Annotated in this window: 20 protein-coding genes; 13 read left to right on the top strand and 7 right to left on the bottom strand. The window is 62.3% G+C overall.

Features of this window, described 5'->3' with window-relative positions; genetic code table 11:
• Nucleotides 1-116 precede the first annotated feature (116 nt).
• Nucleotides 117-1,679, top strand: coding sequence for a class I adenylate-forming enzyme family protein (locus PQR67_RS01375; protein WP_408453417.1), 1,563 nt, complete (start codon nt 117-119; stop codon nt 1,677-1,679).
• A gap of 117 nt (nt 1,680-1,796) precedes the next feature.
• Here the strand turns inward: PQR67_RS01375 and xerD are convergent, their stop codons facing one another.
• From xerD to queG, 3 genes are all read right to left on the bottom strand, one after another.
• Nucleotides 1,797-2,732 (bottom strand): site-specific tyrosine recombinase XerD, encoded by a 936-nt coding sequence (gene xerD, locus PQR67_RS01370; RefSeq protein ID WP_408453414.1) that lies wholly within the window; start codon nt 2,730-2,732, stop codon nt 1,797-1,799.
• A complete protein-coding gene (locus PQR67_RS01365; RefSeq protein ID WP_408453411.1) occupies nt 2,729-3,199 on the bottom strand; it encodes a methylated-DNA--[protein]-cysteine S-methyltransferase in 471 nt (156 codons plus the stop codon). Before PQR67_RS01365 ends, xerD begins: the two co-directional genes overlap by 4 nt.
• Nucleotides 3,200-3,310: 111 nt before the next feature.
• Nucleotides 3,311-4,552 carry a tRNA epoxyqueuosine(34) reductase QueG gene (gene queG, locus PQR67_RS01360; RefSeq protein WP_408453408.1) on the bottom strand — a complete coding sequence of 414 codons (1,242 nt, stop codon included), beginning with the start codon at nt 4,550-4,552 and terminating at the stop codon, nt 3,311-3,313.
• A 17-nt stretch (nt 4,553-4,569) separates the two neighbouring features.
• Between queG and tsaE the strand changes: the two genes are divergently transcribed.
• Both tsaE and PQR67_RS01350 read left to right on the top strand, forming a co-directional pair.
• Nucleotides 4,570-5,166, top strand: a complete 597-nt coding sequence (gene tsaE, locus PQR67_RS01355) for a tRNA (adenosine(37)-N6)-threonylcarbamoyltransferase complex ATPase subunit type 1 TsaE (protein ID WP_408453405.1) — start codon at nt 4,570-4,572, stop codon at nt 5,164-5,166.
• On the top strand, nt 5,148-6,725 hold the full coding sequence (locus PQR67_RS01350; RefSeq protein WP_408453402.1) for an N-acetylmuramoyl-L-alanine amidase: 1,578 nt from the start codon (nt 5,148-5,150) through the stop codon (nt 6,723-6,725). Before tsaE ends, PQR67_RS01350 begins: the two co-directional genes overlap by 19 nt.
• A gap of 87 nt (nt 6,726-6,812) precedes the next feature.
• On the opposite strand, the gene PQR67_RS01345 is transcribed toward PQR67_RS01350, so the two are convergent.
• Nucleotides 6,813-7,694, bottom strand: coding sequence for an EamA family transporter (locus PQR67_RS01345; RefSeq protein WP_408453398.1), 882 nt, complete (start codon nt 7,692-7,694; stop codon nt 6,813-6,815).
• A 192-nt stretch (nt 7,695-7,886) separates the two neighbouring features.
• On the opposite strand from PQR67_RS01345, the gene PQR67_RS01340 reads away from it, so the two are divergent.
• On the top strand, nt 7,887-8,762 hold the full coding sequence (locus PQR67_RS01340; protein ID WP_408453395.1) for a pirin family protein: 876 nt from the start codon (nt 7,887-7,889) through the stop codon (nt 8,760-8,762).
• Nucleotides 8,763-8,858: 96 nt separating this feature from the next.
• The gene (gene trxA, locus PQR67_RS01335; protein WP_408453392.1) at nt 8,859-9,707 is read left to right on the top strand and encodes a thioredoxin; all 849 of its coding nucleotides are present in this window, start codon (nt 8,859-8,861) and stop codon (nt 9,705-9,707) included.
• A 79-nt stretch (nt 9,708-9,786) separates the two neighbouring features.
• Here trxA and tcdA read toward each other — a convergent pair whose 3' ends face one another.
• A complete protein-coding gene (tcdA, locus tag PQR67_RS01330) occupies nt 9,787-10,644 on the bottom strand; it encodes a tRNA cyclic N6-threonylcarbamoyladenosine(37) synthase TcdA (protein WP_408453389.1) in 858 nt (285 codons plus the stop codon).
• 240 nt (nt 10,645-10,884) lie between these two features.
• Between tcdA and pdxH the strand changes: the two genes are divergently transcribed.
• The 3 genes from pdxH (at nt 10,885) to PQR67_RS01315 (ending at nt 14,271) form a co-directional block, all read left to right on the top strand.
• The gene (pdxH, locus tag PQR67_RS01325; protein WP_408453386.1) at nt 10,885-11,526 is read left to right on the top strand and encodes a pyridoxamine 5'-phosphate oxidase; all 642 of its coding nucleotides are present in this window, start codon (nt 10,885-10,887) and stop codon (nt 11,524-11,526) included.
• 141 nt (nt 11,527-11,667) lie between these two features.
• Nucleotides 11,668-12,882 carry a class I SAM-dependent methyltransferase gene (locus tag PQR67_RS01320; protein ID WP_408453383.1) on the top strand — a complete coding sequence of 405 codons (1,215 nt, stop codon included), beginning with the start codon at nt 11,668-11,670 and terminating at the stop codon, nt 12,880-12,882.
• Between the two features lie 105 nt (nt 12,883-12,987).
• Nucleotides 12,988-14,271, top strand: coding sequence for a DUF72 domain-containing protein (locus tag PQR67_RS01315; RefSeq protein WP_408453380.1), 1,284 nt, complete (start codon nt 12,988-12,990; stop codon nt 14,269-14,271).
• Between the two features lie 48 nt (nt 14,272-14,319).
• On the opposite strand, the gene msrA is transcribed toward PQR67_RS01315, so the two are convergent.
• The gene (gene msrA / locus PQR67_RS01310) at nt 14,320-14,868 is read right to left on the bottom strand and encodes a peptide-methionine (S)-S-oxide reductase MsrA (RefSeq protein ID WP_054034332.1); all 549 of its coding nucleotides are present in this window, start codon (nt 14,866-14,868) and stop codon (nt 14,320-14,322) included.
• A gap of 256 nt (nt 14,869-15,124) precedes the next feature.
• Here msrA and PQR67_RS01305 point away from each other — a divergent pair, with 256 nt between their 5' ends.
• Nucleotides 15,125-15,634, top strand: a complete 510-nt coding sequence (locus PQR67_RS01305) for a flavin reductase family protein (RefSeq protein WP_408453377.1) — start codon at nt 15,125-15,127, stop codon at nt 15,632-15,634.
• 94 nt (nt 15,635-15,728) lie between these two features.
• On the opposite strand, the gene PQR67_RS01300 is transcribed toward PQR67_RS01305, so the two are convergent.
• Nucleotides 15,729-16,238, bottom strand: a complete 510-nt coding sequence (locus PQR67_RS01300; protein WP_408453374.1) for an Lrp/AsnC family transcriptional regulator — start codon at nt 16,236-16,238, stop codon at nt 15,729-15,731.
• Between the two features lie 130 nt (nt 16,239-16,368).
• On the opposite strand from PQR67_RS01300, the gene kynB reads away from it, so the two are divergent.
• From kynB to PQR67_RS01280, 4 genes are all read left to right on the top strand, one after another.
• Entirely contained in the window at nt 16,369-17,007 is a 639-nt protein-coding gene (kynB, locus tag PQR67_RS01295; protein WP_408453371.1) for an arylformamidase, read from the top strand.
• Between the two features lie 68 nt (nt 17,008-17,075).
• Entirely contained in the window at nt 17,076-18,326 is a 1,251-nt protein-coding gene (gene kynU / locus PQR67_RS01290) for a kynureninase (RefSeq protein WP_408453368.1), read from the top strand.
• Between the two features lie 10 nt (nt 18,327-18,336).
• The gene (kynA, locus tag PQR67_RS01285; RefSeq protein ID WP_408453365.1) at nt 18,337-19,278 is read left to right on the top strand and encodes a tryptophan 2,3-dioxygenase; all 942 of its coding nucleotides are present in this window, start codon (nt 18,337-18,339) and stop codon (nt 19,276-19,278) included.
• A gap of 397 nt (nt 19,279-19,675) precedes the next feature.
• On the top strand, nt 19,676-20,164 hold the full coding sequence (locus PQR67_RS01280) for a hypothetical protein (protein ID WP_408453362.1): 489 nt from the start codon (nt 19,676-19,678) through the stop codon (nt 20,162-20,164).
• Nucleotides 20,165-20,442 lie beyond the last annotated feature (278 nt).

Here is a 20,442-nt window from a genome sequence, read left to right as displayed (position 1 = left end):
CACAACGGCTATTTGCCGAACGGCCAATTGTGCGGGCACGGCGATTGTGGCACGATCGTTCGCAAATGTTCCGGCGCACAGCATGCCGGGTACCGAATTGCTCTTGGGAGACAGCGTTGAGCCTCGATTCATCCACCCGTTCCACGATTGACATTCCCGCGCTGCTGGCCGGCCTGCCCGCGCGTATCGCTGAAATTCCGGCGCTCGCCGCCGCGCGCGATCCGCAGCACGTCGCCTTGATCGAGGACGCGCGCCACCTCACCAACGCGCAACTTCTGAAAGCTGTCGATGCCGCCGCCGCGCTGCTGCACGAATGGGGCGTGCGTGGCGGCGATCGCGTGATGATCGTGGCCGAGAACAGCATCGCGCAGATCGTGCTGCTGTTCGCGACCGCGAAGCTCGACGCGTGGGCGCTGGTGTCGAACGCACGCCTGTCGGCGGCCGAACTCGACGCGATCCGTGCGCACGCGCAGCCTCGCGTGGTCGCGTATGCCGTCGAAAGCTCTGCGGATGCCCAACAGCATGCTGAGCGGCATCAAGCCGTCACAGCGACTGCCATCACGCCGGATATCGGTGTTTGGTCGTACACGATCGACGCCAACGCGAAAGCCGAACCGGTCGAAGTCGCCAATCACCGTCAATGCGCCGCGCTGATCTACACCACGGGAACCACCGGTGCACCGAAAGGCGTGATGCTGTCGCATCGCAATCTGCTCTTCATTGCGGCCGTGTCGAGCCGCTTGCGTAAAGTCGGTCCTGACGACGTGGTGTACGCCGTTCTGCCAATTTCGCACGTGTACGGCTTTGCCTCGGTTTGTCTCGGCAGCCTGCACGCCGGCGCGACCTTGCGTCTCGCGCCGCGTTTCGCGCCGGAGGCGGTGCGGCGCGCGCTCGTCGAAGAGCGCGTGTCGATCTTCCAGGGCGTTCCGGCCATGCACGCCAAACTGCTCGAACATTTGCAAACGCATGACCATGCGTGGTCCGCGCCGCACCTGCGCTTCGCCTATTCGGGCGGCTCGCCGCTCGACGCCGCGCTCAAGGCGCGGGTCGAAAGCGTCTACGGCCTCCCACTGCATAACGGTTATGGCATGACCGAGAGCAGCCCGACCGTCTCGCACACCATGCTCGACGCGCCGCGCAGCGATTGCTCGGTCGGCGAAGTCATTCCTGGCGTTGACGTGCGGTTCGTCGGCCCCGACGGCGTGGATGCCGCGTCGGGTGAAATCGGCGAACTATGGGTGCGTGGCCCGAACGTGATGCTCGGTTACTACCGCAGCCCGGAGCAGACCCGCACCGCCGTTACCGAAGACGGCTGGCTCAAGACCGGCGATCTCGCGCGACAAGATGCGGACGGCGCGTTGCATATCGTCGGGCGCAGCAAGGAGCTGATCATCCGCTCCGGTTTCAACGTGTATCCGTCGGAAGTCGAGCATGTGTTGAACGCGCATCCGCAGGTGGTGCAGTCGGCGGTGATCGGCCGGCCGGTGGAGGGTAACGAGGAGGTGGTCGCGTTCGTCGAATTGATCGCGGGGGCGCAAGTGTCGCCGGCCGAGCTGATCGCGTGGTGCGGCGAGCGTCTTGCGCCCTACAAGCGCCCTGCCGAAGTGAAGGTGCTCGCTGCGCTGCCGGCTGCGTCGACGGGCAAGATTCTCAAGCATCGGTTGCGCGAGTTCATGTAACGCAGGAGCCGTTATGGCAGCGGCCTTTGCATTTCCAGACAAACGATATGGCCGCGGTAGTCTCAGTCACGCGCATGTGACGGCACGGGCCAAGGCGAGTGCCCGCGCAAGCGCCGGTCACCCGCGCGGATGATGCTGCGCATGCAACGACTTCAGCCGTTCGCGGGCCACGTGCGTATAGATTTGCGTGGTCGAGATATCCGTATGACCGAGCAGCAATTGCACGACGCGCAGATCGGCGCCATGGTTCAGCAGGTGTGTCGCGAATGCGTGCCGCAACGTATGCGGCGAAAGCGGCGCGTGCACATCGGCCGCCGCCGCGTGACGCTTGATGATGTTCCAGAACTGCTGGCGGGTCATGCCCTCCGCGCGGCTGGTGACGAACAGCGCATCCGTCGCGCGCGCCCCCAGCAACGCCGGACGCGCCTCGCGCAGATAGCGCTCGATCCAGCCATGCGCCTCTTCGCCGAACGGAATCAGGCGCTCTTTCGAGCCCTTGCCCATCACACGCACCACGCCTTCGTTCAGGCCCACTTCCACTGTCTTCAGCGTGACGAGTTCCGTGACACGCAAGCCGCTCGCGTACATCAACTCCAGCATGGTGCGGTCGCGCAGGCCCAAAGGCGTGTCGACATCCGGCGCGCCGAGCAGCGCTTCGACCTGCGCTTCGGAGAGCGTCGACGGAAAACGCGGCGGCTGCCTGGCTGAACGGATGCGGACCGTTGGATCGGCCTTTGCGCGATGCTCGCGCACCGCCCAGCCGTAGTAGCGGCGAAACACCGAGAGCCGCCGGTTCGCCGAGGTGGATTTGTCTTTCTGGCGCGCCGCGCTATAGGCGTTGAGATCGGCTTCGCTGGCGGTGTCGAGCGACGCGTTGCGGGTCTGCGCGAGCCATTCGCAGAAGAGCCGCAGATCGCGCCGGTACGCGTCGAGCGTGTTGCGCGACAAGCCGTGCTCGAGCCACAGCGCGTCGCAGAACGCATCGATCGAGGCAGAGCTCGTCACAAACAAAGGTGACGCGACAAGCGCGTCTTCAGTCACGGTGTCGCTCATGCGTAGGGAATGCCTTCATGCGCGAGAAGCCAGCGCTTGACGTTGCGAAAGAAGCCATCACCGGCATGATGTGCGAATCCGCCGATGCCGCTCGAACTGACCACCCGGTGACACGGAATCACGATCGGAAAGTAGTTGGAGCCGCACGCCTGGCCGACCGCGCGCGGGACGCTGCCGAGTTGCCTCGCCAGTTGCCCATAGGTCAGTACGACGCCCGGCGGGATGTCGCTGATCGCTTGCCAGACGCGCCGCTGATACTCGGTGCCGACCTTTGCCAGCGGCAATTCGAACTTCGTGGACGCGCGCTCGAAATAACGCTCGATCTGCCCGGCAGCCTGCCTGGCCAGAGGCGTGTCCGGTGCGACGCTACGCGTCGACGCCGGCAGATAGACGATTTCGCGCACAGCCTCACCCTCGATGCGGATGCCGACCTTACCGAAAGGTGCATCGATTACTGCGTTGAACATGATTGCTTGCCTCATGACTGGACCGCTGCCCTGTAAGCGTCACGGCAGCGTACCTGCATGGGGATGCAGGCGCTTCGCCCAGAAAAACCGTCCCACCGGATTGCCGCTACTCTACGCTGCTTCCAACGCCCATTCCACATGCTCGCGCACCACGGCCGAGGGGTCTTCGATGCGTAACCTCAGCGCGTCGACAATCGCCTCGCGCGCATCCGCACTCAGATTTTCCGAAGGGGCCCGCAGCGCATTACCCATTCCCACTGCCAGATTGCGCAGCCAGCTTTCATAGCCAATACGGCGAATCGCACTCCCCTGCATGCGGGTGTCGAACTCCTCCGCGCTCCATGCAAACAGCTCGACCAGCGTCGCACGATCGAGCCCATGGCGCACGTCGAAGTCGGCGACCGGCGCGGCCTGCGCAAACTTGTTCCACGGACAGACGAGCTGACAATCGTCGCAGCCATACACACGATTACCGATCAGCGGCCGCATTTCCAAGGGAATCTTGCCCTTCAATTCGATCGTCAGATACGAAATACAGAGGCGTGCGTCGACCTTATACGGCGCGACGATCGCACCCGTCGGACACGCGGCGATGCAGCGCGTACAACTGCCGCAATGCGCGCCCGGCGTTTCGGGCGCATCCTCGGGCGACGTCTCGGCATCGGTAGGCAACGGTACGTCGACGTAGATCTCGCCGAGAAAAAACAGCGAGCCCGCATCGCGCTGCAGCAGCAACGTGTGCTTGCCGCGCCAGCCGATCCCGGCCTTCTGGGCAAGCTCGACTTCGAGCACCGGCGCCGAATCGGTAAATACGCGGTAGCCGAACGCGCCGATCTCCGCCTCGATTTTCTCGGCCAGATGTTGCAGACGGTTACGCATCACCTTGTGATAATCGCGGCCCCGCGCGTAGATCGAGACCACTGCCGCCGACGGGTCCGCGAGCCGCGCATGTTCGGCTGCGCGCCAGTCTCGCGGTGCATGCGGCGAGTCCTGCAAAGCGCTTTCGTGTGCCTTTCCGCGCAATGTCTCTACGGGCAAATAGGCGATGCGCGCGGTAATCACACGTCGCGTGCCGGCCACAAGCTCGGCGGGACGCGCGCGTTTCATGCCGTGTTTCGCCATATAATCCATCTCGCCGTGGCAACCCGCGTCCAGCCATGCTGCAAGCGGCGCTTCGGCAGCGGAGAGATCGGTGTCGCTGATACCGATTGCCCCAAAACCCAGTTCACGGCCCCACGTTTTGATGTTGAGCGCGAGCGCGTTCAGCGCCGCTTCATCGAAATGACGCTCGGCACGCGCATCGTCGTCAGACGCAGGCGTGCTGGAAACAGGGGACTCCGGACTTCGGTTCATCACGCCATTTTACGAGAATGCCCGTCAATCCCGATCTCGCGATCCAACCGTCCGCCGATGTCCTGCTCGAACGCTCCTTCGCGCTCGCGGACGAGGCCGCCAGCAACGCATTCGGCGAGCGCTTTGCACGGGCAATCGAAAGCGTGCGCGAGCTGCAGCGAGACCCGCAACCGAAAACGCTGCAAGCCACTCCGGGCACCGAAGCGCGTCCGGCATTCCAGGGCCTGCAAGTGCAACTCGTCGGCGACCTCGGCGCCGGCAAAACCACCCTCGTGCGCGCGACCTTGCGCGGCCTCGGTCATGCCGGCCGCGTGCGCAGTCCCACTTACACACTTGTCGAACCCTACGTGCTCGAACGGCCCGCTGGGGAACTCGCGCTCTATCACTTCGATCTGTATAGATTCACCGACCCGGCAGAATGGGCCGACGCCGGTTTTCGCGAGTACTTCGACAGCGGCGCTATCTGCCTCGTCGAATGGCCGCAGCGCGCCGGGGGTCTGCTTGGCGTACCGGATCTCGTCTTCGCGCTCGACCTGGATCAGGCGGGCGAAGGCCGGGTACTCGTTGCACGGGCATACAGCGAACCAGGAAAGGCATGTCTCGAAAGATGTTAATCAAACCGTTCCGCTCGATCGAATCGGCGGCCACCGCAACGCATAACTGGCGTCGCCGGCAGATTCTGCGCGCGGGCGCCTCCACGCTGGTGCTCGGCCTCGTCGCTCCGCGTCTCGCGTGGGCGAGTTCGGTGCTGGGCGTGCGGGTCTGGCCGGCGCGCGATTACACGCGCGTGACGATCGAGTCGGATCAGCCGTTGCAGAACGCGCAGCACTTGCTGCAGGGTCCGGACCGGCTGGTGGTCGATCTGAGCGGCCTCGATCTCGATCAGGCGCTGAAGGATCTGGTATCGAAGATCACGCCGAACGATCCGCAGATTCAGTCGGTACGCGTCGGCCAATACCAGCCGCACGTCGTGCGCATGGTGTTCGATCTGAAAGGCTCGGTGAAGCCGCAGGTGTTCACGCTGCCGCCGGTCGGCACGTACAAATACCGGCTGGTGTTCGACCTGTACCCCGCCGTCGCACCCGATCCGCTGATGGATCTGCTCGCGCAGACCGAGCACAAGCAGCAAACGCTGGACGAAAACAACGCGCCGCCCGCCACGCTAAGCGGACCGGGCACCACGCCGCCCACCGCCGACAACAGCGAAGCCTTCTTCGAGCGTTATGCGCAGAACGGCAGCAGCGGGACGGCGCCGGGCGTGCCGCGTCCGCCCGCGCATCTCGCGCCGACGCCCGTTCCGCCCATCCTCGGCAAGCCCGCAGCGCCGAGCGCACCGCCCGCGCCGCCCACCGCAATCGCCCGCAACAAGGGCGGCAACACCGCGGGCAACCTCGGCGGCGATGACAGCGACAGCGACGATAACTACGCCTTCACCAACCCGAAAACCGGCAAGAGCAATACGGTGCGCCTGCTCACCGTCGCGATCGATCCGGGTCACGGCGGCGAAGACCCCGGCGCGATCGGCGCTTCGGGCACCTACGAGAAGCACGTCGCACTCGACATTGCGAAGAAGCTGCGCGCGAAGATCGACGCACAGCCGAACATGCGCTCCATGATGACGCGCGACGCCGACTTCTTCGTGCCGCTGAACGTGCGCGTGCAGAAAGCGCGGCGCGTGGGCGCGGACCTGTTCGTGTCGATCCACGCGGACGCGTTCACCACGCCCGAGGCGAAAGGCTCGTCGGTGTTCGCCTTGTCGGACCATGGCGCGTCGAGTGCCGCGGCGCGCTGGATGGCGAACAAGGAGAACTCGTCGGATCAGATCGGCGGGATCAACATCAAGTCTGCCGACGCCACGGTCAATCGCGCGCTGTTCGATATGTCGACGACCGCGCAGATCCGCGATTCGATGCGCTACGGCAACTTCGTGCTGAAGGAGATCGGCGGCATCAACAAGCTGCACAAAGGTTCGGTCGAACAGGCCGGGTTTGCCGTGCTGAAGGCGCCGGACATTCCGTCGATCCTGGTGGAGACCGCCTTCATCAGCAACCCGGATGAGGAACGCCGCCTGAACGACGACGCGTATCGGGAGAAAATGGCCGATGCGATCATGACCGGCATCAAGCGCTATTTCGCGGCGAATCCGCCGTTGGCGAAGAACCGCATGACTTGACGGCACGTGGCGTCGCATCAGGTCATGCAGAGGCAACAAAAAAGGGTCCGCACGGACCCTTTTTTCTGCGCCGCGCTTAAGCGCCATTCAACGCGCTGGCGAAAACCGCTGCACGACCCAGCCGCCGAACACATTCACCACCAACCCCGCCATCACCAGCAAGGCGCCCACGATCTGCACGGTGGACAGCCGCTCGTCGAGAAACAGGGACGCCGACGCCAGCCCGACAATCGGCACCAGCAGCGAGAACGGCGCGACCTGGCTAGCCGGATAGCGCGACAGGAGCCGGCTCCACAGCCCGTAGCCGATCAAGGTCGCGATAAACGCGAGGTACACGATGGCGAAAATCGACATCGCGCTGATCCCGGACAGCGCAGCGACAATCCGTTGCGGCCCCTCGAATGCGTACGACAGCGCGAAAAACGGCAACGGCGGAATCAGGCTGCCCCACACCACCAGCCCTACCAGATCGACCTTGCCGACCTTCTTCGTGACGATGTTGCCGAGCGCCCACGAACACGCGGCGCACAACGTGAGGATGAAACCGGCCAGTGTCATCGCGTGGCCGCCTTGCATGCCGATGACCGCAAGACCACCCGCCGCGATCAACAAACCGACCACGTTCGGCACGCGCAAGCGCTCATGCAGAAACAGGGCCGCGAAAATCAGCGTGAAGAACGCCTGTGCCTGCAAGACGAGCGAAGCGAGCCCCGCCGGCATGCCGACATACATCGCCGAGAACAGGAAAGCGAACTGCCCGAACGAGATCGTCGCGCCGTAAGCGAACAGCCAGCGCCACGGCATCTGCGGCCGTTTGACGAAGAACACCGCCGGCACCGCGGCGAGCGCGAAGCGCAGCGCGCCGAGCAGCATCGGCGGCACGCCGTGCAGGCCCACCTTGATCACGACGAAGTTGACGCCCCACGCCACCACGACGACCAGCGCGAGCAATAAGTCCCTGGGCGACATCCCCGTCTCCATTTCATGGTTTGATCCGGCAGTTTAGCGGAGCCAGCCGCGTCAGGGGGCGGCGCACACTACGGAATCCCGAAGTGGCAATGCGGCGCGAAACAGGCGGCGCAAAACGTCAGCATTTCGCCCTCCGCAGTAGAATCGTCTATCGAGCAAAAAACCGACTCCCCCTTTCAACCGAGCCTGCCCATGTCTTCCTCGATCAAAGCCGTTCTCAAACCGCACTTACGCGACGTCGGCAGCCTCACCGTGCGGCGTGTGCTGCCGGCCATGGCGGCGCGCCTGATCGGCCCGTTCATCTTCTTCGACCATATGGGCCCCGCCACGCTCGATCCCGGCGTCGGACTCGACGTGCGTCCGCATCCGCACATTGGCCTTGCAACCGTCACGTATCTGTTCGAAGGCGCGATCATGCATCGCGACAGCCTCGGCTCCGAGCAGAAGATCGTCCCGGGCGACGTCAACTGGATGACCGCGGGCCGCGGCATCGTCCATTCCGAGCGCTCACCGGCCGAAGACCGCGCGAGCGGCCAAACCATGCACGGCATCCAGACCTGGGTCGCGCTGCCGCTCGAAGACGAAGACATCGAGCCGTCCTTCTCGCATCACGCGGCCAGTACGCTGCCGGTGGTCGAGCGCAACGGCGTCACGTTGCGCGTGATCGCGGGCACCGCGTTCGGCGCAACCTCGCCGGTCGAGACCTTTTCCGGCACGCTCTATGTGGCCGCGGAGTTTGCCCCGGGCGGCGCCTTCGCACTCGAACCGGAGCACGAGGAACGAGGTGTCTATCTGGTGGACGGCGATCTGGAGATCGACGGCACGCCGCTCGAAGTGGGCCAGATGGCCGTGCTCGCACTCGACGAAACCGTCACGCTTGCCAGTACCCACGGTGCACGCACCATGCTGCTCGGTGGCGAGAAACTGGACGGCGAGCGTTTTATCGAATGGAACTTCGTCGCCAGTTCGCGTGAGAAAATCGAAGCCGCGAAGCTGGCGTGGACCCATCAGGAGATGGGCAAGGTGCCGGGTGAAACCGAATGGATTCCGCTCCCGGTCAAAAAATAGGCGCGTAGCCGTACACGTAAAAGTGCGCGCGGCACGCATTGAATTCGTCGCGCCCGGCCCCACGTAGCGAACAACTGTTTTATCGACGAGGACGTAATGGACACCACGCTGGCCACTTTCGAACGGGACGTCATTACGGCGTCGACACTGGCCCCTGTGCTGGTCGATTTCTGGGCGCCGTGGTGCGGGCCCTGCAAGACGCTCGGCCCGATGCTGGAAAAGCTCGAAGCCGAAGCCGCCGGTAAATGGAAGCTCGTCAAGGTGAACGTGGACGAGAATCAGGAACTGGCCGCGCACTTCCAGGTGCGCAGCATTCCGCACGTCATGGCGTTTGCCGACGGCCAACCGGTCGATCAATTCGTCGGCGTGTTGCCGGAAGGCCAGTTGCGCGAATTTATCGAGCGCCTCGTCCCGCAAGGTGCGGATGCATCACGTCTTGAAGCGCAAGCCGCGTTGGCTGAAGGCCGCCGCGAAGATGCCTACGATGCGCTGCAAGCGGCGCTCGCCTACGACCCGGGCTTCGACGAAGCACGCATGGACCGCATCGAGATGCTGCTCGAAGATCAACGCATCGACGAAGCGCGCAATGAAGTCGACCTGTTGTCGCCGAAAACCACGCAAGGGATCGACGCCCGCTTCAACGCGATCAAGACCCGGCTCGATGCGGTAGACGCGGCGGCCGATCTGCCGCCGACGGATGCACTCGAAACCAAAGTCGCGGCGAACCCCGACGATCTCGAAGCTCGCTTCGATCTGGCTAGCGCACTCATTGCCCGCCGCAAATACGATGGCGCGCTCGAGCATCTGCTCGCCATCGTGCAACGTGACCGCACGTTCCGCGAAGACATCGGCCGTAAAACGATGCTGTCGGTGTTCGATCTTGCCGCTCACCAGCCGGAACTGGTGTCGAAATGGCGGCGCAAGCTGAGCGCGCTGCTGTTCTGATCTGTACGGTGTTCGGGCGCGGCGAGCAAGCCGCGTCTGAATGCGTTGCCGCATATACGGCATTAACCGCCCTACCGCATCAACTCGCAGCTTGCCTGGCTAAAGCCCGCAACACATGCGCGGCCGCGGCGAAACCGAAGCTCGCGGTCACGCACACGCTCGATCCAAATCCCGCACAGTTCAAACCCACCGGTCCCGTATGCCCCGGCGACGTAGTGACGTGCTCCGCTTCCTCGTCGATATCGCACACGGCGGCTTCCGGGTAGATCAGCGGTTCGTCGGAATACACCGCGCTCACCTTGAACTTCGCCTTGGGGCCGCGTGGGAAACCATGCTGTTTGCGCAACTGTCCGCGCACTTTCGATAGCAACGGGTCCTGGATGGTCAAGGCGAGATCGTCGATACGAATGCGCGTCGGATCCAGTTGACCGCCCGCGCCGCCCACCGTAATCAACGGCTGCTTTTGCTCGACGCACCACGCGATCAACGCGGTCTTGGTGCGCACGCTGTCGATCGCATCGATCACGTAGTCGAAACCACCGCCGAGCGTGGCCGCGAAATTGTCCGGCTCAACGAAGTCTTCCACCAGCCGCACGTCGCAGAACGGATTGATCGCCGCGATACGTTCGGCCATCGCCTCGACTTTCGGTTTTCCGTAGTTACCGTCCAGCGCGTGGATCTGGCGGTTAGTGTTGCTCTCGGCGACGTTGTCCAGATCGATCAGAGTCAGCGTGCCGACCGCGCTGCGCGCCAACGCCTCCGCCACCCACGAACCCACCCCGCCGATGCCGATCACGGCGACGTGTGCTCCTTCGAACGCAGCGAGCGCCGGCGCCCCGTACAGACGGGCAACGCCGCCGAAGCGACGCGCGCGGTCGGCGGTTTCGTTCCCGTCGAGGCTGGTAGTAAGATCGGAAGGCGCGGTGGTGCTGGACATGGTGGAAGGCTCGTTCAAAGCAGGCAAAACACAAAGTGATGAAAACGGGTACGCCCTGGCGCTCCCAGCCGTATTTTGCCTGATCGCGTCAATCCGCATGACCGCGCCAACCTGGAGGCACGAATGGCGGCTAACGTGCTGGCGTGCATATCCACACAGCGCGGCGGGCCTTGATCTGGTCGCGGGCAAAAAATTCACGCCCTGGCTATACTAAATAGACTGAAGCGTTCGCATAAGAATATGACCTCACTCGCCGAACTTCGAAAAAATTATTCGCTAGGTTCTTTAGACGCTGCCGATATCGACCGCAACCCGTTTCGTCAATTCGACACGTGGTTTCAGCAGGCGGTAGACGCGCAACTGCCCGAGCCGAATACGATGACGCTGGCCACGGTCGACCCGCGCGGCCGTCCGTCGGCGCGCATCGTGCTGATCAAAGGTGTCGACGAACGCGGCTTTGTGTTCTTCACCAACTACGAAAGCCGCAAGGGTCGCGAACTGGCCGGTAACCCCTACGCAAGCCTGCTGTTCTACTGGATCGAACTCGAGCGCCAGGTACGCATCGAAGGGCGCATTGTCAAAACCAGCGCGAAAGAAAGCGATACGTATTTTGCGTCGCGCCCGCTCGGTTCACGCATCGGCGCGTGGGCATCCAATCAAAGTCAGGTAATTGAAAGCCGTTCGCAGCTCGAAACACGTGAACGCGAAATCAGCCTGCAATACGGCGACCAACCGCCACGCCCACCGCACTGGGGCGGCTATCGTTTGGTACCCGAAGTAATCGAATTCTGGCAGGGCCGGCCGTCGCGTCTGCACGACCGCCTGCTCTACACACGTTCAAGCGAAAACAGCGACTGGCAGATCTCCCGCCTTTCGCCTTGAATCGGAATACGGCACCGTACGCGCGTTGCCAACGTAGCAGCGCGCGCCGGTCGGACTGCGTCTCGCGGCATGGGAGTTGCGTCGCATGGAGCCGCAATCCACACAGGCTTTGCTTTAGTTCAACAGACACGGAGAGATCACATGTTCTGGGAGAAAAAGCTGGCGCAGTGGGTGGAAGAGGTAAAAACCAAGGCTAACCTGCCCGCACGCCTTGTGCTGTGGGACGGTCAGCAACATGACTTCGGGCAGTTCGCCGCGCCCCAGGTCACGCTACATGTCAAAAGCGCCACGGCGCTGCCTTATCTGCTCGAACCGAGCCTCGACAATCTGGGCGAGGCGTATGTGAAGGGCAAGATCGATATCGAAGGCAAGCTGTCGGACATCATCAACGTCAGCTATCAACTGGCGCGCAACACCGTCACCAGCGCGAGCAAGCTGGCGCGCGTACGGCGCTATTTCAGTCACTCGAAATCGTCGGACAAGAAGGCCATTCAGTATCACTACGACGTCTCGAACGAGTTCTACAAGCTGTGGCTCGACGAGAACATGGTGTACTCGTGTGCGTACTTCGAGAATGGCAATGAAGATCTCGCCACCGCGCAGATCAAGAAAATCGACCACATCCTCACCAAGATCGAGTTGCAACCCGGGCAGCGCCTGCTCGATATCGGCTGCGGCTGGGGTGCGCTCGTCCTGCGAGCCGCGCAGAAATTCGGCGCCAGGTGTGTCGGCGTGACGCTGTCGCAAAACCAGTTCGATCTCGCTACCGCACGGGTGAAGGCCGCGGGTCTGGAAAACCAGATCGAGATTCGTCTGCAGGATTATCGCGACATCGAAGGACAATTCGACCGCATCACCAGTGTCGGCATGTTCGAGCACGTCGGTCGCAAGAATCTACCGGGCTACTTCCAGAAACTGCACGATCTGCTTGTCGACGACGGCATCGCCCTGAATCACGGCATCACGTCGAGCGATTCGGACAGCGGCGAAACCGCGCTGGGCGGCGGCGAATTCATCGACCGTTATGTCTTTCCGGACGGCGAACTGCCGCACATCAGTCTTGCGCTCGAATCGATGCAGCGCGGCGGGCTTGAAGCGGTTGACGTCGAAAGTCTGCGCCGTCACTATGCGCACACGCTGGGCATCTGGGCGGAAAACTTCGAGACGCACGCGGACGAAGCTCGCAAGCTGGTCGACGACGAAAAATTCCGCATCTGGCGCGTGTACCTCGCCGGCTGCGCGTATGCGTTCGAAAACGACGACGTCTCGATCTACCAGGTGGTGTGCCGTAGAGCCGGCCGCAGCGCAAAGACCTTGCCGTGGTCGCGTCACTATATGTACGACAAAACGTTGTGATACGGTTGCGCCGCGGCGACTTGCTGTCGCCGCGCGCCGGGGCTACGTGCATTGACGAGCGGGCCGATGCGGCGCATACCCTAAACAACAGCAGGTCGAACAAAGATGGACGAGAGCGGGACAAGCGAAGTTGAACAGCCGGTGGACGGCAATGACGCACCGGTCGACGCCGTGCAGTTCGATCTGTTCGGGATGCCGGTGGAACGGCCGGCAGCCCCGGCACCGAAGGCTGACGCGGGCGCAAAACCACCGCGCGCGGCTGCGCAAGCCGAAGCAGCGCCGGCAACTGTCGATACGCCCCGGAAACGCCGCTCGCGCGACGTGCTCGCCGCGCCGCCCTCTCCCGAACTCCTCACGCTCGCCGCCGAACTGCCGCCGCAGGTCCATCTCGGCACATCGACATGGTCGTTTCCGGGCTGGAACGGCATCGTCTACGGCGACGAGTACAGCAATAGCAAACTCTCGCGCGAAGGTCTGACAGCTTACGGTGCGCATCCGCTGTTAAAGACCGTCAGCATCGACCGGTCGTTTTACCAGGCGCTCACCGTCACCGAGTACTTGCGCTACGCACAGCAGGTGCCGGAGCACTTCCGCTTCATCGTCAAGGCGCCGATGACGATCACCGACGCCACCGTGCGCGCCGAACGCGGCGAGCCGGTCTCGCTGAACCCGTGCTTTCTGAACGCGCAAATGGCGATCGACGAATTCGTCACGCCATGCCTTGAAGGCCTCGGTGCGAAAGCCGGCGCACTGGTGTTCCAGCTCTCACCGCTGCCCGACCAGATGCTCGCGCAGCCAGCGGCATTCATCGAGCGACTCGCAGAGTTCCTGGCAGCGTTGCCGACACTGCCTGAAGGTACCTGCTATGCGATCGAAATCCGCGACGCGTGTCTGCTCACGCCGCGCTTCATCCGCACGCTGAAAGCGGCGGGCGTGCGGTATTGCGTGGGGATTCATGCGCGGATGCCCGACCCGCTGCGTCAGGCGGCAGCGCTCGCGCTGCTGGACGGCGAGCCCGCCGGCCCGCTGATCGTGCGCTGGAGTTTGCACGGCGGCTTCAAATACGAGCAGGCAAAAGCCAAGTACGAACCGTTTAACCAACTGGTCGACCAGGACCCGGGCACCCGCGCCGCGCTCGCCGAACTGGCCGCGCGCTACGCGCTGGCCGGCCAGCCGGTGGTGATCGCTGTCAACAACAAGGCGGAAGGGTCGGCGCCGCTAAGTTGCGTGGAACTGGCGCGGGAGATTATCGAGGCATATGCGCGCCTCGTTCATGAACACGAGCATGAACATGACAGTCCGCAAACGGTGTCCGAAGCGACGCTGCCGCCGGACCAGGGGGAGCGGCGCGAAGGCGGCGAAGACGGCGAAGGCGGCGGCCAGCGCTGAGCTATCGCCGCGGACAAAACAGGCCGCCCTCGCGCCACCGCCAAAACCTCAGCTCGCCTTGATCCGATGCGCGAACTTCTGCCGGAATTTCGCGACCTTCGGTGCCACCACGAACGAGCAGTAGCCCTGATTCGGATGCTGCGCGAAATAGTTCTGGTGATACGCCTCGGCCGGCCAGTAGTTGCCGTCGAGCGGCAGCACCTGGGTGACGATCTGGCCGTCGTAGATGCCCTGTTCGCCGATCTCGCGGATCGCCTGCAGTGCCGTTTCACGCTGCGCGTCGGAGTGGGTAAAAATCACCGAGCGGTATTGCGTGCCAACGTCGTTGCCCTGCCGGTTCAACTGGGTCGGATCGTGGATCGCGAAGAAAATATCGAGAACCTCGCGATAGCTGATCTTCGCCGGATCGAAGTCGACGTTTACGACTTCCGCGTGGCCGGTCACGCCGTCGCATACCTGTTCGTAGGTCGGGCGTTGGGTCTGGCCGCCCGCGTAGCCTGACTCCACCGAGTTCACGCCTTCAACGCCCAGATACACCGCTTCGAGACACCAGAAACACCCGCCACCGAGGGTGGCGACTTCGCCTGTCTGACTCATGCTGCTTGCTCCTTGATACCCATAGCCGGCCGATGCCGGTCCCAGTTAGCCGCAACGCTCATGCCACTGCCAAGACTTTCCAGCTTAGCGGTTTTTCCATCAACCGGCAGAGCTCGCGGCCAGTGCACCGCGATTGCAGTTAAAATTGGGACAAATCGACGATTTTCACTATGACTTTTGAATCATTTGTTTCCGGCCGCACACCCGATGGGTCCGGCGCGGGTTTCACCCGGCCCGGCATAAAGGCTTCCGCCCGATGAAGCGCGCCAGCCCGCCCAATTTCGACCAGCAAGCCTTTAAACAGGCGCTCGGCCAATTCGCCACCGGCGTCACCGTCATTACGACACGCGCGGCGTCCGGCCAATTGATCGGCATCACGGCCAGCTCGTTCAATTCGGTTTCGCTCAATCCGCCGCTGGTGCTGTGGAGTCTCGCCACGCGCTCGGCGTCAATGCCGGTGTTCCAGGCGAACAGTCACTACGTGGTCAATGTGCTGGCCGCTTCGCAACTCGATCTGTGCAAACGCTTTGCGACGGTGAAGGGCGATCGTTTCGAAGGTGTGTCGCACGCCGAAGGCGACACCGGCATGCCGGTACTCGACGGCGCGCTCGCCTGGTTCGAATGCCATAACCGTAGTCGCTACGAAGAAGGCGACCACGTGATTTTCGTCGGCGAAGTGGAACGTTGCGGCGTCCACGAGAATGCGGCGGAGATTGCGCCGCTGGTGTTCCAGAACGGCCAGTTTCACGGACTCAAGCTGCTCTGAACGCGGCGCGGCCTTCGGACTGGCGGCGGCTGCGAGCCCATGCTCGCCGAGGCGAGGCGGGGCGGGGCTGGGCAAATGGCCCCGCCGCCCGCACTCAGCTATGCGACGTGCTGTGCCCGCTGGTTTTCGTCACGAGCGACACCGGCACACCTGAATCTTCTTTCAGCGTCTGCAGCACGATATTCGAACGAATATCCATCACGCCCGGCGCCTTGTAGAGGCGTTGCAGAACGAAATCCGAATAGTGTTTGAGATTGTGGGCGAGCACCCGCAACAGATAGTGAGTTTCGCCGGTCACAACAAACGCGCCGACCACCTCCGGCCAATCCCGCACCGCCTCCGCAAAACGCTCGTGCCAGTTCTCCTGGTCGTTGCGCATCGACACTTGCACAAACGCTTCCAGTTCGAAACCCAGCACTTCGCGGTTCAGACACGCGCGGTAATGTTCGATGACGCCCTGCTCTTCCAGCAGGCGCAGACGTCGTAGACAGGCCGATGGCGACAGCGAAATGCGCTCCGCCAGATCGAGATTGCTGATCCGTCCTTCCTGCTGAAGCACCGTCAAGATACGGCAATCGGTGGCGTCGAGCGAGATCGCGTTCATATTCGGTCTCCCTTTCCCATTTGTCTCAAATTATGTTCCAAGACACGGCTCAGAAGGAGATTTTTTCGCAATCACATTTCGCGACAAGCCACCTATCATTCGTGGATAGACACAATCCGCTGATGGAGACATGGACACACTCTGGGACATCACCCCCGCCGTCGATACCGCGACACCCGTCTGGCCAGGCGATACGCCGGTCGGCATCGAACGCGTGTGGCGCATGGAGGCGGGCTCGCCCGTCAACGTCGCGCGCCTGACGCTGTCGCCACACACGGGCGCCCACACCGACGCCCCGCTTCACTACGACGCCAAAGGTGCCGCGATCGGCCAGGTCGCGCTCGATGCGTACCTTGGACGCTGCCGTGTGATTCATTGCATCGGCGCTTCGCCTGTTGTGACGCCACAACACCTGAGCGGCTCGCTCGACGACCTGCCGCCGCGAGTCTTACTACGCACTTACAAGAATGCGCCAATTGCGGTCTGGGACAGCGCGTTTTGTGCGGTCGCGCCGGAAACGATCGACTTGCTGGCCGAGAAGGGGGTGAAGCTGATCGGCATCGACACGCCGTCGCTCGATCCGCAGGAATCGAAGACGATGGACGCACACCACCGGATTCGCGCGCACCGCATGGCGATCCTCGAAGGCATCGTGCTGGATGCCGTCGCACCCGGCGACTACGAGTTGATCGCGCTGCCGCTCAAGCTGACCACGCTCGATGCGAGCCCCGTGCGCGCCGTGTTGCGGGCGCTGCCCGAATCTGACTGATCACCCGCGATCCGCAAAACCCAATCACCGCATTTACCCTACGCCCCAATTTTTTTGACTGGACCATCATGAACCATCGTGACGAAGCACTGGCGCTCGATAGCGCCGACCCGCTCGCGCCGCTGCGCGACCAGTTCGCGCTCTCGCCGAGCACCATCTATCTCGACGGCAACTCGCTCGGCGTGCCGCCGGCCGCCGCCGCACAGCGCGCGCAGACCGTGATCGGTGCCGAATGGGGCGAAGGTCTGATCCGCAGCTGGAACACTGCGGGCTGGTTCGAATTGCCGCGTCGCCTCGGCAACAAGCTCGCGCCGCTGATCGGCGCAGCCGACAACGAAGTGGTCGTCACCGATACGATTTCGATCAACCTGTTCAAGCTTTTGTCGGCTGCCGTGCGCCTGGCGAATGCACGCGACCCGAAGCGTCGCGTGATCGTTTCTGAGCGTTCGAATTTCCCGACCGATCTGTACATCGCACAAGGGCTGATCGAACAGCTCGACCGCGGTTATGAATTGCGCCTTGTGGACGACCCCTCCGAGTTGCCTGCGGCGATCGGCGACGACACCGCGATCGCGATGATTACGCACGTGAACTACCGCACCGGCTACATGCACGACATGGCTGCGCTCACGAAGCTGATCCACGACAAAGGCGCGCTCGCACTGTGGGACCTCGCGCACTCGGCGGGTGCGGTGCCGGTCGATCTGAATGGCGTTGGCGCGGATTACGCCGTGGGGTGCACGTATAAGTATCTGAACGGTGGCCCAGGTTCGCCGGCATTCGTGTGGGTACCGAAGCGGCATCAGAACGATTTCGCGCAGCCGCTGTCCGGCTGGTGGGGACATCGCGCGCCGTTCAAGATGGACCCGGCGTATCAACCGGATGACGGTATCGGCCGTTTCCTGTGCGGCACACAGCCGATGGTGTCGATGTCGCTGGTCGAATGTGGACTCGACGTGTTCCTGCAAACGGATATGCAGACGATCCGCGCGAAGTCGCTCGCATTGACCGATCTGTTTATCGAACTGGTCGAAGCGCGTTGCGGCGAGTTTCCTTTGAAGCTCGTGACGCCGCGCGAACACGCACAGCGCGGTTCGCATGCGAGCTTCGAACATCCGCATGGTTACGAAGTGATGCAGGCGTTGATCGCGCGTGGCGTGATCGGCGACTATCGCGAACCTCATGTGTTGCGGTTTGGTTTCACGCCGCTGTACACGCGCTTTGTCGATGTGTGGGATGCGGTGGAGACGCTGCGCGATGTGCTCGCGCAAGAGTCCTGGCGAGCACCTGAATTTGCCGCTCGCGGCGCCGTGACCTGAGGAGCGCGCGATGACCACCGATCACATGCAAACGCCGGGCTTGCCGGAAGAGAAACCGGCACAAGGCTGTCCGTTTGGGCACGGCAGTGGGGTTGCCCCCTCGGCATCGGCTACGGCCTCTGCCGATTCCGGCGAAGGCTGGCATGACGCGCAGCTCGATTTTTCGGAATCGATGAGTTATGGCGACTATCTCTCGCTGGGGACGGTGCTGGATGCGCAGCATCCGTTGTCGCCGGATCACAACGAGATGCTGTTCATCATTCAGCATCAGACGAGTGAGCTGTGGATGAAGCTCGCGCTGTATGAGTTGCGTGCCGCGTTGAAGGCGGTGCATCGCGATGAATTGCCGCCGGCGTTCAAGATGCTCGCCCGCGTGTCGCGGATCATGGAGCAACTCGTGCAGGCATGGAGTGTTCTCGCGACGATGACGCCGTCCGAATACACGGCGATGCGGCCTTATCTGGGTAGCTCTTCCGGGTTCCAGTCTTACCAGTATCGGCAGATCGAGTTTTTGCTCGGTAATAAGAATGACCAGATGCTGAAGCCGCATGCGCACCGGGCGGATGTTCTTGCCGAGGTGACGGCTTCGCTGGAAGCGCCTTCGTTTTACGACGAAGTGGTTCGACTGCTGGCGCGGCGCGGGTTTGCGATTTCACCCTCCAGGCTGGAGCGGGACTGGACACAGCCGACTGTGCATGACACTTCCGTCGAGGCGGCCTGGCTGGAGGTCTATCGGAATCCTTCGCAACATTGGGAGTTGTACGAGATGGCGGAGGAGCTTGTCGATCTCGAGGATGCGTTTCGTCAGTGGCGGTTCAGGCATGTGACGACGGTTGAGAGAATCATCGGCTTTAAGCAAGGGACCGGTGGGACGAGTGGCGCGCCTTATCTGCGGAAGATGCTGGATGTGGTTTTGTTTCCTGAACTTTGGCATGTGCGGACGATGCTTTAAGGCGTCGGTATGAACGTTGCCGATACGCGATGTATTGGCAACGTTCATACAACGCATGGCGCCCCGTAGACGCATCGGTTCAAATGTAAAGATTGGTTGTAGTTCGCGCATTTAGCCTGTGTGGTTGATCGTCCTAAAAAACGGATCGGTTAGATTTCTATGTGCCGTTGGACGAAACGGCCGGGTGTGAGAGCCCGAAGCAACGAAACGCACCACTTGCGAAAGTAGGTAGTGCTCGATCACGTATGCCTTTTCTATGGGCGGGCCGTGGTGAGTGGGTCGCAAGGCTCGCCGGTTTCGTTTTGTTGCCCGGTCTCTCAAACTCGCTACGTGCCCGCTCACCCCAACTGTTAGTAGGCGGGTGTCGGGCGAATCACGAACGCACCGGAAATCGCACATGGCCAAAACCACCAAGAAAACTCAACCTGCATCACGCCCCCCTGTTGATGCGATCCAGTACGAAAAACTTGCACTATCGGCTTTTGGAGCATGCGACCGGCAAATCCGGCAGCTTCGAACACTGATTGATCTCGCGGCGAGCATCACCCGATGCCCGGCTACAACGGTTGAAGAAAGACGCCGTGAGCGCAACTTGCTGGAACACCTGCTCTATACGGTGGAGCAATACCAGCAGGAAGTTGAATGCGACCGTGACCTGTACCAGGTGATTGCACTCGATGCGAAGGGGGTTCCTCATAGTCGTATCACCGCAAAACTTGCGACGAAACTTTTGGCAGATGCGACAGAGGCGGGGCGAGAAGCCGGGGAAGCTGCAGCCGAAGCCGAAGCTGCATCGGATAGCAAAGCTGTAACGCGTAAGCAGGAGCGCGTAAAGACTGCGGCGCGTGCGCGGGCAAGTGAACAACGAACAACAGTGAAGCACTAACGTGAAGCTGCGGCCATCGCGCCGCAACAAAGAATGAGGCGCGAATCGTTCGCGCCTTTTTATACGTACCAGCTCGACGGAACCAGCGCTCGTTGAAATTCAAGCAGTACCACCTTACTCTCAACATCCATCAGTCCACGTGTCGTCGTGATCAACGTTCAACAATCGATTCAGAAGTTAACGTGATTGGGCTAGTTATCGGGTACGTTGCCAGGTTCACAAAGATTCATCGATTTCATGGGCACTGCGCCTGGAATATTTTCCCTCGGCACGAGAGA

It is taken from the genome of Paraburkholderia fungorum (assembly GCF_046026025.1).
Taxonomy (GTDB): domain Bacteria; phylum Pseudomonadota; class Gammaproteobacteria; order Burkholderiales; family Burkholderiaceae; genus Paraburkholderia; species Paraburkholderia fungorum_E.
The sequence above is the reverse complement of the archived record's forward strand: the minus strand, read 5'-3'. Positions and strand labels throughout refer to the sequence as shown.